The organism is Sphingobium sp. PNB (genome assembly GCF_019873065.1).
Lineage (GTDB): Bacteria > Pseudomonadota > Alphaproteobacteria > Sphingomonadales > Sphingomonadaceae > Sphingobium > Sphingobium fuliginis.
In genome coordinates this window covers 25,716-37,750 of sequence record NZ_JAINEZ010000054.1, presented here as the reverse complement: position 1 = coordinate 37,750, position 12,035 = coordinate 25,716, and the positions used below count along the sequence as shown (strand labels likewise).

Here is a 12,035-nt window from a genome sequence, read left to right as displayed (position 1 = left end):
GTGAAATAGGCATAGGCGCGCGTCTTCGCCCGCCCGACCCGCCCGCGAAGCTGGTAGAGCTGCGCCAGGCCGAAGCGGTCCGCCCGATGGATGATGAGCGTGTTGGCGGACGGAATGTCGAGCCCGCTTTCGACGATGGTGGTCGAGAGCAGCACGTCGTAGCGCCTGTCGTAAAAGGCGGCCATGCGTTCCTCCACCTCCGTCGCGCTCATCTGGCCATGGGCGACCACCGGCCGCACTTCGGGCACTTCGGTGCGGAGAAATTCCTCGATCTCCGTCAGGTCGGAAATGCGCGGCACGACGAAGAAGCTCTGGCCGCCGCGATAATGTTCGCGCAGCAGCGCCTCGCGAATCACGACCCCGTCCCACGGCATGATGTAGGTCCGCACCGCCAGGCGATCCACCGGCGGCGTCTGGATGACCGACAGTTCGCGCAGGCCCGACATCGCCATCTGCAATGTGCGCGGGATGGGCGTCGCCGTCAGCGTCAGCACGTGGACGTCGGTCTTGAGCGACTTCAGCCGTTCCTTGTGGGTCACGCCGAACCGCTGTTCCTCGTCCACGATGACGAGGCCCAGCCGCTTGAACTCCAGCCCCTTGGCCAGCAGCGCATGGGTGCCCACCACGATGTCGACGGTTCCGTCGGCAAGGCCGGCCTTCACCGCCTTCGCCTCCTTGTCCGGCACCAGCCGGGACAGGCGGCCGATCTTCACCGGGAAACCCCGGAAACGCTCCTCGAAATTCATGTGATGCTGCCGGGCGAGCAGGGTGGTCGGGCAGATCACCACCACCTGCATCCCCGCCATCGCCGCGACGAAGGCGGCGCGCAGCGCGACCTCCGTCTTGCCGAAGCCGACATCGCCGCAGACCAGCCGGTCCATCGGCCTGCCAGCGCCCAGATCCTCGATCACGTCGCTGATCGCCCGGTCCTGATCGTCGGTTTCCTGATAGGGGAAGCGGTCGACGAAGGCGGGATAGCCCGCGCTGTCGGGTTCCGCCACGGTCGCGGGCCGCAGGGCGCGTTCCGCCGCGGTCTTGAGCAGTTCGCCCGCAATCTCCCGGATGCGTTCCTTCATCCGCGCCTTGCGCCGCTGCCAGGCCTCCCCGCCCAGCCTGTCCAGGCTGACGCCCTCGCTTTCGGAGCCGTAGCGGGAGAGAACCTCCAGATTCTCGACCGGCACATAGAGCTTGTCGCCGCCCGCATATTCCAGCGCGACGCAATCATGCGCCGCCTTGGCGACGGGAATCTGGGTCAGCCCTTCATAGCGGCCGATGCCATGGTCCATGTGCACGACCAGATCGCCGGGCGAGAGCGTCGCCAGTTCGGCCAGGAAAGCGTCGGCGCTCTTCTTGCGCTTGGCCCGCCGCACGAGCCGGTCGCCCAGCATGTCCTGTTCGGTCAGCACCGCCACGTCGGGCGCGGTGAAGCCATGGTCGAGCGGCAGGACGGTCAGCACCGTGCTGCCCCCGGCCGCGATGCCCAGCGCCTCCTGCCAGCTGTCCGCCGCCGCGATCCGCTTCAGCCCATGATCGGCCAGCAATCCGGACAGCCGTTCCCGCGCGCCGCCCGAATAGCTGGCGATGACCACCTTCTTCTTCGCCCGCTGGAGCGCGGCGATATGTTTGCTCACCGCCTCATAGACATTGGCGTTCTGCGCCCGCTCCGGCGCGAAGTCGCGTGGGCCATCCACCGCGAAGTCGAGGACGGAGGCGCTTTCCGGTTCATGGAAAGGGGTGGTGGCGTGCATCGGCCAGTCCCGCGCCAAAGCGGCCCATTCCTCCGCCTCCAGATAGAGGGCCCTGGGCTCCAGCGGCCGATAGGCGCCGGGATCGGAGGATTTCGCCGCCGCGCGGTTCGCATGATAGTCCCTGATCGCCTCGAACCGCGCCTCCGCCGCGCCCGCGACGCCATGGTCCAGCAGGATCAGGCTGTCGTCGCCCAGATAGTCGGTCAGGGGCACCAGCCGTTCCTCGAACAGCGGCAGCCAATGTTCCATGCCCTGCAGGCGGCGCCCGTCGCTCACCGCCTGATAGAGCGGGTCGCCGGTGGCCGTGGCGCCGAAAATTTCGCGATAGCGGCCGCGGAAACGCTTGATCGTCTCCTCGTCCAGCAAGGCCTCCGACGCGGGGAGCAGGGTGAAGCCCTCGACGCTCCCGCTCGTCCGCTGGTCGGCGGGATCGAAGCGACGCACCGTCTCTATCTCGTCCCCGAAGAAATCGAGCCTGAGCGGCTGTTCCTCGCCGCCGGGGAACAGGTCGACAATGCCGCCGCGTATGGCGAACTCGCCCCGGTCATGCACGGTGTCGGTGCGCACATAGCCATTGGCCTGCAGCATGTCGGCCAGCCGCGAGATGGCGATCCGTTCCTTGGGCGCGAGTTTCGCCACCAGTTGCCGCACGCGGAACGGCGTCAGCGTGCGCTGGGTGAGGGCGTTGAGCGTGGTGAGGACGAGTTGCGGCCCCTGCGGCTTGCCTTGCAGGGCGTGGAGGCCAGCCAGCCGGGCCGCGGCGGTGCGCAGCGAAGGGCTGGCCCGGTCATAGGGCAGGCAGTCCCAGGCCGGGATTTCGACGATCTCGATCTCCGGCGCGAAATAATGCGCCGTATCCGCCACGGCGCGCATCAGCTGCTCGTCGGGGGCGACGAACAGCGTGCGGGACGGGGCGGCGCGCGCGATGTCCGCCAGCAGCCAGGGCTGGAAACCGGCCGGCACGCCGGAAAGGGTCATCGGGGCGGAGGCTTTGAGGATTTTCTGGAGATCGGTCATTTCTTGCTTTGTCATTCCCGCGAAGGCGGGATGCGTTCCCGGCCCGGCGTGTGGATGCTCCGTCAGGAGATGAATCCCCGCCTTCGCGGGGATGACGGCGTAGGGCGTCTATTTCTTCCCGATCTCCACGAAATCCATCTTCACGAACCTGTCCCACATCGGCCCGCGCCATTGTTCCGGCAGCGGCAGCGTGCCGAGGGCCCAGGCCATGATGTCGGCATCCTGTTCCTCGATAAAGCGTTCGAACCAATCCAGTTCCTCTTCGCCCCATTCGGCATGGTAGCGATCGAAAAATCCCCCCACCGCCAGGTCCGCTTCCTTGATGCCGCGATGCCAGGCCCGGAATTGCAGGCGGCGGATGCGGGGGTCTTCGTTCACAATTTGTTCCTTGCGCGAGCATGGCGAAATTGCCGATCGGATGTTTGCGCATCGTCCCGGCTGGGCTAGACGCATGCAGATAGCCATGCGACCCGATATCCTCAACCCACTCTTCACCGAAATCGAAGCGCTGAAAGGCGTCGGCCCAACATTGGCAAAACCGCTGGAGCGGCTGGGCCTGGCGCGCGCCGTCGACGTTGCCTTCCATCTTCCGGTCAGCTTCATCGACCGCCGCATGGTGGACGAGCTGATCCTGGGCGATTCAGGCCGGGTCATCGGCATCACGCTGACGCCCACCGACTATCGCGCGTCCGGCAGCGCCCGCGCGCCGTTCCGCGTGATTGCGCAGGACCGGCACGGGAACAGCGTCGCGCTGGTCTATTTCGGCCGCAACAGCGCCTGGCCGCGCAAGCTGCTGCCGCTGGGCGAAGCGAAGTTCGTCTCCGGCAAGCTGGAGGCCTATGGCGACAATCTGCAGATCGTGCATCCCGACCATGTCCTGCCGCCGGAGGAGGCCGCCACCATTCCCGCGCGCGAGCCGGTCTATGGCCTGTCCGAAGGGTTGACCAACAATCGCCTGCGCGACCTGGTGGCGCAGGCGCTGGCCCGCGCCCCCGAACTGCCCGAATGGATCGAGCCCAGCCTGCTCGCCCGCAAGGGCTGGCCCGGATGGCGGGAGGCCCTGCATCGCATCCATGCCGATCCCACGGACGCGCTGGCCCGCGAGCGGCTCGCCTATGACGAGATATTCGCCGGGCAGCTTGCGCTGATGCTGGTGCGCCAGTCGTCCCGCAGGCGCCGGGGCGTGCCCGTTGCCGGTGACGGCCGGTTGCGCGCCATGCTCAAGCTGCCCTTTGCGCCGACCGGCGCGCAGAGCCGCGCCTTCATGGAAATAGAGGGCGACATGGCCCAGCCCGTGCCCATGCTGCGCCTGTTGCAGGGCGATGTGGGGTCGGGCAAGACGCTGGTCGCGCTGATGGCGCTGCTCAACACGGTCGAGGCGGGGACGCAGGGCGCGCTGCTGGCGCCGACCGAAATCCTTGCCCGCCAGCATTATGAAACGCTGCGCGGGATGGCGTCGGGCCTGCCGGTGAATATCGCCATCCTGACCGGGCGCGAAAAGGGCAAGGCGCGCGAATCCACCCTCATGGGACTGGCGGACGGGAGCATCGACATATTGGTCGGCACCCACGCCATCTTCCAGGATGCGGTGCGGTACAAGAACCTCGCCCTGGCGGTGATCGACGAGCAGCATCGCTTCGGCGTCGCGCAGCGCATGATGCTGGCGGCCAAGGCGGAGCGCGCGCCGCACCTGCTGGTGATGACCGCCACGCCGATCCCGCGCACGCTGACGCTCACTTATTATGGCGAGATGGACGTGTCCCGCCTGGACGAGATGCCGCCGGGTCGGCAGCCGATCCAGACCGTCGTCATGTCCTCCGGGCGTCTGGACGAAGTGGTGGAGGCGCTGGCCCGCCATGTGGAGGGCGGGGGGCAGGCCTATTGGGTCTGCCCGCTGGTCGAGGAAAGCGAGAATAGCGACCTTGCCGCCGCCGAGGCGCGGGCGGAGACGCTGCGGATGCGCTTCGGCGAGCGCGTCGCCATCGTGCACGGCAGGATGAAGGGGCCGGAGAAGGACGCCGCGATGGAAGCCTTCGCCTCCGCCCGGGCGAAGATATTGGTGGCGACCACCGTGATCGAGGTCGGCGTCGACGTTCCCAACAGCAACCTCATCATCATCGAAGGGGCCGACCGCTTCGGCCTGGCGCAGCTTCACCAGTTGCGCGGGCGCGTGGGGCGGGGGCAGAACCAGTCGGTCTGCATCCTGCTGCGCGGCAATGCGCTGAGCGAGACCGCCAGGGCGCGGCTGGCCCTGATGCGGGAAACCAATGACGGTTTCCGCATAGCGGAGGAGGACCTGCGCCTGCGGGGCGCGGGCGAGATATTGGGCACGCGCCAGTCGGGCGAGCAGCAGTTGAAGCTCGCCACGCCGGAGCATCTCTCCGCCCTGCTCGATCCGGCGCGGGACGACGCGCATCTGCTGATCGACCGCGATGGGGGACTGAGCGAGGCGCGAGGGCAGGCGGCCAGAACCTGCCTCTATCTTTTCGAACGCGACGCGGCGGTGGGTCTGCTGCGCAGCGGGTAGGATCGCTGCCTGTTCTGGCGAAGGCAGGAATGCGGTGCCGGCGGCTGTGCGACCGGGCGGCGTTTCCCTCGCAGGGTCGGCACGCATCGTGGAAGCAACGGCCTGCCGCACCTGCGAAACCATCCCGCGGCCCTGTCGTTGCAGGACCATGCAATCCGACATCAGCCTGCACCATGTCACGTCGATGGCGGCGATCTCGATCGGCCTGTCGGTCGCCGTCGCCTTCCTGCTCCATTGGCTGGTCTATTGGCTGGCGACCCGCATCGTGCGGCGGATGCGGATAGAGCCGGTGATCCTTCCCGCCCTCTATCACCCCAGCCGCTGGTTGATCGTCCTCATGACGCTGGCGGCGGGCATCCAGCCGCTGACCTTCAGCCCGAATGTGGAGGCGATCTGGTCCATCGGGTCGAAAATGCTGTTCATCCTGCTGATGGGCTGGCTGATCTTCTCCCTGATGCGGGCGGGGCGCATCATCCTGGAACGCCGCAGCGACATCAGCGTGGAGGATAATCTGAAGGCGCGGCGGCAGCATACCCGCATCCGCATCCTCTACCGCGTGACGCAGTTCATCGTCGGCTTCCTGATCGTCTCGCTGATGCTGATCGCCATTCCAGGCGTGCGGAGCGTCGGGGTTACGCTGATGGCGTCGGCGGGGTTGGCCGGGCTGGCCGTCGGCGCGGCGGCGCAGCCCGCGCTCAAGAACCTGATCGCCGGCATCCAGATGGCCTTTTCAGAACCGATCCGGCTGGACGATGTCGTGATCGTCGAGGGCGAGTGGGGCCGGATCGAGGACATCAAGCTGACCTATGTCGTCATCCGCATCTGGGACGACCGGCGGATGATCGTGCCGGTTTCCTATTTCCTGGAAAAGCCGTTCCAGAACTGGACGACCAAGACCTCCGACCTGCTCGGCACCGTCTTCCTTTACGTCGATCCCGCCGCCGACATAGAGGCGATCCGGGCGAGATTCATCGAGGCGGTCAAGGCCAACAGCCGCTGGGATGGGCGGGTCGCGATATTGCAGGTCACCGACCAGCGCGCCGATGCGCTGGAGCTGCGCGGCCTGCTGAGCGCCCGCAACGCCGGCATAGCCTTCGACCTGCGCTGCGAGGTGCGGGAGGCGATGATGAATTTCCTGCGCACGCAAATGCCGCAGGCGCTGGTCCGTTCGCGCCAGCGGCTGGAGGCGGGGGATGATCTTGGGAAGGCGTTTACCAGGCCGTCTGCCGTGGCGGAATGAGGGACAGCATCGCGTCATAGACATGCGGTTCGATCCGCTTCAGGAACTCGACGCCGATCCGCCCATCTTCCGACCAGCGCACGTCCCCGGCATGGTCCTTCACCACGGGCAGCCATATCGTCACCCGTTCGCCCATGGCCAACGGCGCATCCGTCCGGCACATCAATCCCAGGGCGGAGATGTTGATGATCCGCGCGCCATGGGTTCGCCCCTGCGCGGTGATATGGCTGACCATATCGACCAGATCCCGCTGCACGCGTCGCTGGTTGGCGGCGGGGTCCCGCGACTGGTTCAGATGGGACAGGCTTGCGAACACCGAAGGCATGCCCGCAGGATAAGATAAGGAAGGTGGTCTATTCCTTACCTTCCATGGTTAAGGCGCGCTGCACGCTCTTTCGATTTCAGGCGGTTACCAGCCCGTGCTTCTTCGCGCCGAAGCTGACCTTGTCCCCCGCCTTCAGGGGCAGGGCGGGGTCGTTCACCACCTCTCCATTGACGCGGATGGCGCCTTCCGCCAGCTTCCGCCGCACTTCCTTGTTGGAGGCGGCAAAGCCCAGCGCGGCGGTGCCCTGCACGATGTTCAGCCCGTCCGCGCCAAGGCTGACGGTCGGCAGATTGGCGTCGGAGGCGCCCTCCTCGAAAGTCCGGCGGGCCGTCTCCGCGGCGGCGGCGGCGGCATCGACGCCGCGGCAGAGCGCCGTCGCCTCGTTCGCCAGGATCTTCTTGGCCTCGTTGATCTCCGCGCCCTGCAGGGCGGCCAGCCGTTCCACCTCGTCCATCGGCAGGTCGGTGAACAGCCGCAGCCGGCTGGCGACGTCGGCATCGGCCGTGTTGCGCCAGAACTGCCAGTAATCATAGCTGGAAAGCTGGTCCTCGTTGAGCCACACCGCGCCGCCCACGGTCTTGCCCATCTTGGTGCCGTCGGCATTGGTGAGCAGCGGGGTCGTCAGCCCGAACACCTGCGTGCCGTCCACCCGTCGCGCCAGTTCGACGCCGTTGACGATATTGCCCCACTGGTCCGATCCGCCCATCTGCAACCGGCAGGCCGAACGGCGCGACAGTTCCAGAAAGTCATAGGCCTGGAGGATCATATAGTTGAATTCCAGGAAGCTCAGCGACTGTTCCCGGTCCAGCCGCAGCTTCACCGAATCGAAGCTCAGCATCCGGTTGACCGAGAAATGCTGGCCGATGTCGCGCAGGAAAGGGATATATTCCAGCCGGTCCAGCCAATCCGCATTGTCGACCATGATCGCGTCGGTCGGTCCGTCGCCGAATGTCAGGAACCGTTCGAACACGCGTTTGATGCTGCCGACATTCTGCGCGATGGCGTCGGTGGTCAGCAGCTTGCGCGCTTCGTCCTTGAAGCTGGGATCGCCGATCTTGCCGGTGCCGCCGCCCATCAGGACGATGGGCTTGTGCCCGGCCTTCTGCAACTGCCGCAGCATCATGATCGACACCAGATGGCCCACATGCAGCGAGGGCGCCGTGGGATCGAAGCCGATATAGCCCGGCACGACCTGCCTGGCGGCCAGGGCGTCCAGACCCTCCGCATCGGTCAACTGGTGGATATAGCCGCGCGCTTCGAGCAGGCGGAGCAGATCGGACTGGTAGTTGCTCATGGCGCGGCCCTGTAGCATTGAGAGGAATAACGTAAAAGAGGCAGGATCATTCGATGCTCGCAATAGGCCTGATGTCGGGCACATCCCGCGACGGCATAGACGCCGCGCTGATCGAGACCGATGGCGAGGGCGCCAGCAAGGGCATCGCTTTCCATGCCATGCCCTATGGCGAGGGGTTCCGCCTGCGCCTGGCCGAAGCCTGCGGGCGCGCCATGGCGATGGACAGGCCGGGGTTCGAACCGCTCATCCACGCGGTCGAGGAAGAACTGACCGAGCTTCATGTCGAGGCGGTGTCGGACCTGCTGGCCCGCAGCGGCCATGTCACGCAGGACGTCGCCGTCATCGGCTTCCACGGCCATACCGTGGCGCATCGCCCCGAATGGCGCTGGACCTGGCAGATCGGGGACGGCGCCGCCCTGGCGGGGGCCTTCGGCATTCCCGTCGTCGCGGACCTGCGCAGCGCCGATGTCGCGGCGGGCGGACAGGGCGCTCCGCTGCTCCCCGTCTATCACCGCGCCCTGGCCCATGATCTGGCGAAACCCGTTGCGGTGCTGAACCTGGGCGGGGTCGCCAACATCACCGCCATCGCCGCCGACGGGGAAATCGTCGCCTTCGATACCGGCATGGCGAGCGGCCTCATCGACAATTGGATGCAGAGCCATGGCGACCGGAGCTTCGATGAAAACGGCGCGACGGCGGCCGGCGGCCGGGTGGATGAAGAGCGGCTGGCGCACATGCTGGCCGATCCCTGGTTCGCCGTCCCTCCGCCCAAGAGCATAGACCGCGAGGCCTTCACCATCGATGCCGTGCGCGGGCTGCCGCTGGCGGATGGCGCCGCGACGCTGACGGCCTTTTCCGCCGCGGCGGTCTCGCGGGGGCTAGGGCATCTCGCGGAGCGGCCCAAGCGCATCTATGTCGCGGGTGGCGGGCGCCACAATGCGACGCTGATGCGCATGCTGGGCGATTATACCGGGGCGGAGGTCCGGCCGGTGGACGACCTCGGATGGGACGGGGACGCCCTGGAGGCGCAGGGTTTCGCCTATATGGCTGTCCGCCATATGAGGGGCCTGCCGATCAGTTTCCCCGGCACGACCGGCGCGCCGCGGCCGATGACGGGGGGCGTGCTCTTCGAACCGGCATGACATTTCCCTGACCCCCCTCCCGCCTGCGGAATGGGGACGTCGCTGGATGGGCCCGGGTTCACCGCTTGCGCGTCAGTTCCCGCATGGCGTCGTCAATCCCCTCGATCGTCAGGGGATACATGCGGTCATTCATGATTTCACGGATCATCCTGGTCGACTGGCTATAGCCCCAATGCGCTTCCTGCGCGGGGTTCAGCCACACGGCGCCCGGATAGGTGTGCAGCACGCGGCTGAGCCAGGTTGCGCCCGGTTCCTCGTTCATATGTTCGACCGAACCGCCCGGATGGCTGATCTCATAGGGGCTCATCGCCGCGTCCCCGACGAAGATCACCTTATAGTCATGCCCATATTTGTGGAGGATGTCCCAGGTCGGCGTCCGCTCCGAAAAGCGGCGGCGGTTGTCCTTCCACACGCCTTCGTAAAGGCAGTTGTGGAAGTAGAAGAATTCCATATTCTTGAATTCGCTTGTCGCTGCCGAGAACAGCTCCTCGCAAAGCGTGATGAACGGGTCCATCGATCCGCCCACGTCCAGGAACAGGAGCAGCTTCACCGCATTGTGCCGCTCCGGCCGCATGCGGATGTCGAGCCAGCCCTGCCGCGCGGTTCCCCGGATCGTTTCGTCCAGGTCCAGCTCGTCCGCCGCCCCCTCCCGCGCGAAGCGGCGCAGCCGCCGCAGCGCGACCTTGATGTTGCGGGTGCCCAGTTCCTTCTGATTGTCCAGATTGGCGAATTCGCGCTTTTCCCACACCTTGATGGCGCGCTTGTGCCGGCTCTCGCCGCCGATCCGCACCCCCTCCGGATTATAGCCGCCATGGCCGAAGGGCGAGGTGCCGCCGGTGCCGATCCATTTATTGCCGCCCTGATGGCGCCCCTTCTGCTCCTCCAGCCGCTTCTTCAGCGTCTCCATGATCTCGTCCCAGCTTCCCAGCGACCTGATCTTCTCCATCTCCTGCGGACTGAGGAATTTCTCCGCCACCAGCCGCAGCCATTCCTCGGGAATGTCCGCTTCGACCCCTTCGCTGCCCAGCACGCCCTTGAAGACGCGGGCGAACACCTGGTCGAAACGGTCGATCAGCCCCTCATCCTTCACATAGGTGGCGCGGGCGAGATAATAGAAATCCTCCGGCCGCTGCCCGATGACGTCCCGGTCCAGCGCCTCCAGCAGCAGCAGATGTTCCTTTATGCCGGCGGGAATGCCGGCAGCGCGCAGCGCGTCGAGAAAGTTGAGCATCATGACGGCCCCCTTGTCCGCCAGCTTGCCCGATCATGCAAGCGCGGGGCGTTGTCGGAATGTTAAGTGTTGCAATGCATCGTTAACAAGGCAGTATCCATATCGGGCGGAATAGGGCGGCGATCATTGGAAAACGGGGATTTGTTGACCGACCTGGGGGAAAGATCGGGCGACATCGCATTGCAATGCAGCGAAACGGCGGGTTTCCTGGGGGAACTGACCCGCCGCATCCAGGCGGATTCGGCGCATCTGGGGGAATTGCAGTCGACGATGGAGGCGCTGGCGGTCAGCCAGAATGAAAGCGTGCTGGCGGCGCAGGAACTCAGCCTTACGGCGCGTCGGGCGGGGCAGATCATCGCGCAGGGGCATGAGGCGATCGGACGTTCCCTGGGCCAGATCACGGAACTGATCGAGAATGTGACCGGACTGGAAGGGCATCTGCGTCAGTTTCTGGACGTCATCGAGACGGTGGGCGACATTTCGGGGCAACTGGGCGCAATCGCCCGCCAGACCCGCCTTCTGGGCGTGAACGCCGCGATCGAGGCGGCCCGTGGCGGCGAGGCGACGCAGGGCTTTGCCGTGGTGGCGGACGAGATCCGGCGGCTGGCCGGGCAGGCGGGCGAGTCCGCCGCGTCCGTGGGCGACAAGCTGGGCCAGCTCGACCGCGATGCCCGGCAACTGATCGGCGGGGTGGAGGCCAATATCCTGCGCGGCCGCGAAGTCGGTTCGCATATCGATACGCTGCGGGTCAGCATGGCCGAGATCGCTTCGCTGGTGACGCAGTTCGGGGACCGGTCTGAAACGATCGTCACCTGCACGGACGAGGCCGATGGCGACGTCGCGGCCCTGCGTCAGGGACTTGCCCGTTTCAGCCAGTCGGCGACGGAAAGCGCGACCCGCGTCGAAACCGCGCGCGGCCACCTGGAAGGGCTGGAGGGGATGGCGAACGCCATGCTCAACCGGGCGGCGCATAGCGGCCATGTCACGCGCAACAGCCGCTATATCGCCCTGGCCGAAGAAGGCGCGGAGGAGATTCAGGCGCTGATCGAGCGGGCGCTGGCGGAGGGGGAACTGGACATGGGCAGCCTGTTCGATACCGCCTACCGGCCGCTGCCCGGTTCCGACCCGATGCAATATGAAAATGGCTTCACCGCCTTTGCCGACCGCTGCGTGCAGCCCTTGCTCGACCGGCGGACAGCGCAGGACAGCGCCATCGTCGGCTGCTGCCTGATCGACATGAACGGCTATCTGCCGACGCATATCAGCGCGCGCAGCCAGCCGCAGCGGCCCGGCCAGACGCGCTGGAACATGGAACATGCCCGCAACCGGCAGATATTCATGGACAGCCAGACCCGCCGCGCGCTGGACGGTGATGGGGATTTCTTCCTGTTCACCTACCGCCAGGATCTGGGCGAGGGGCGTTATCGGGCGTTGCGCAGCGTGTTCGTGCCGCTGATGTTCAGCGGACGGCGCTGGGGGCTTTATGAGGTCGGCTATCTGATCTGATCGCC

The 12,035-nt window shown here is 66.3% G+C and carries 9 protein-coding genes; 4 read left to right on the top strand and 5 right to left on the bottom strand.

Annotation, left to right across the window (positions count from 1 at the left end; all coding sequences use genetic code 11):
* Together mfd and K7W03_RS17340 are read right to left on the bottom strand one after the other, a co-directional pair.
* A partial coding sequence (gene mfd / locus K7W03_RS17345) for a transcription-repair coupling factor (RefSeq protein ID WP_222886911.1) occupies window positions 1-2,765 on the bottom strand: 2,765 nt, incomplete at its 3' end.
* A gap of 108 nt (window positions 2,766-2,873) precedes the next feature.
* Window positions 2,874-3,143 carry a succinate dehydrogenase assembly factor 2 gene (locus K7W03_RS17340; protein WP_044662006.1) on the bottom strand — a complete coding sequence of 90 codons (270 nt, stop codon included), beginning with the start codon at window positions 3,141-3,143 and terminating at the stop codon, window positions 2,874-2,876.
* Between the two features lie 85 nt (window positions 3,144-3,228).
* Here K7W03_RS17340 and recG point away from each other — a divergent pair, with 85 nt between their 5' ends.
* Both recG and K7W03_RS17330 read left to right on the top strand, forming a co-directional pair.
* Complete coding sequence (gene recG / locus K7W03_RS17335; protein ID WP_222886910.1) at window positions 3,229-5,292, top strand: ATP-dependent DNA helicase RecG; 2,064 nt, start codon at window positions 3,229-3,231, stop codon at window positions 5,290-5,292.
* Window positions 5,293-5,440: 148 nt separating this feature from the next.
* The gene (locus K7W03_RS17330; protein WP_222886909.1) at window positions 5,441-6,532 is read left to right on the top strand and encodes a mechanosensitive ion channel family protein; all 1,092 of its coding nucleotides are present in this window, start codon (window positions 5,441-5,443) and stop codon (window positions 6,530-6,532) included.
* On the opposite strand, the gene K7W03_RS17325 is transcribed toward K7W03_RS17330, so the two are convergent.
* Window positions 6,504-6,857 (bottom strand): PilZ domain-containing protein, encoded by a 354-nt coding sequence (locus K7W03_RS17325; protein ID WP_044662008.1) that lies wholly within the window; start codon window positions 6,855-6,857, stop codon window positions 6,504-6,506. The two genes, K7W03_RS17330 and K7W03_RS17325, sit on opposite strands and share 29 nt — an antisense overlap.
* 76 nt (window positions 6,858-6,933) lie before the next feature.
* Window positions 6,934-8,151 carry a tyrosine--tRNA ligase gene (gene tyrS / locus K7W03_RS17320; protein WP_222886908.1) on the bottom strand — a complete coding sequence of 406 codons (1,218 nt, stop codon included), beginning with the start codon at window positions 8,149-8,151 and terminating at the stop codon, window positions 6,934-6,936.
* A gap of 53 nt (window positions 8,152-8,204) precedes the next feature.
* Between tyrS and K7W03_RS17315 the strand changes: the two genes are divergently transcribed.
* Entirely contained in the window at window positions 8,205-9,293 is a 1,089-nt protein-coding gene (locus K7W03_RS17315) for an anhydro-N-acetylmuramic acid kinase (protein ID WP_222886907.1), read from the top strand.
* A gap of 58 nt (window positions 9,294-9,351) precedes the next feature.
* Here K7W03_RS17315 and K7W03_RS17310 read toward each other — a convergent pair whose 3' ends face one another.
* Window positions 9,352-10,527 carry a vWA domain-containing protein gene (locus tag K7W03_RS17310; protein ID WP_222886906.1) on the bottom strand — a complete coding sequence of 392 codons (1,176 nt, stop codon included), beginning with the start codon at window positions 10,525-10,527 and terminating at the stop codon, window positions 9,352-9,354.
* Window positions 10,528-10,665: 138 nt separating this feature from the next.
* Between K7W03_RS17310 and K7W03_RS17305 the strand changes: the two genes are divergently transcribed.
* Window positions 10,666-12,030: a methyl-accepting chemotaxis protein gene (locus K7W03_RS17305; protein ID WP_172668327.1), complete on the top strand. Its 1,365-nt coding sequence runs from the start codon at window positions 10,666-10,668 to the stop codon at window positions 12,028-12,030.
* The last annotated feature ends 5 nt before the right edge of the window (window positions 12,031-12,035 follow it).

Bases quoted from the DNA above. Each gene is read 5' to 3' on its own strand.
- recG (WP_222886910.1), top strand. From the start codon at position 3,229: ATGCGACCCGATATCCTCAACCCACTCTTCACCGAAATCGAAGCGCTG.
- K7W03_RS17330 (WP_222886909.1), top strand. From the start codon at position 5,441: ATGCAATCCGACATCAGCCTGCACCATGTCACGTCGATGGCGGCGATC.
- K7W03_RS17325 (WP_044662008.1), bottom strand. From the start codon at position 6,857: ATGCCTTCGGTGTTCGCAAGCCTGTCCCATCTGAACCAGTCGCGGGAC.
- tyrS (WP_222886908.1), bottom strand. From the start codon at position 8,151: ATGAGCAACTACCAGTCCGATCTGCTCCGCCTGCTCGAAGCGCGCGGC.
- K7W03_RS17315 (WP_222886907.1), top strand. From the start codon at position 8,205: ATGCTCGCAATAGGCCTGATGTCGGGCACATCCCGCGACGGCATAGAC.
- K7W03_RS17310 (WP_222886906.1), bottom strand. From the start codon at position 10,527: ATGATGCTCAACTTTCTCGACGCGCTGCGCGCTGCCGGCATTCCCGCC.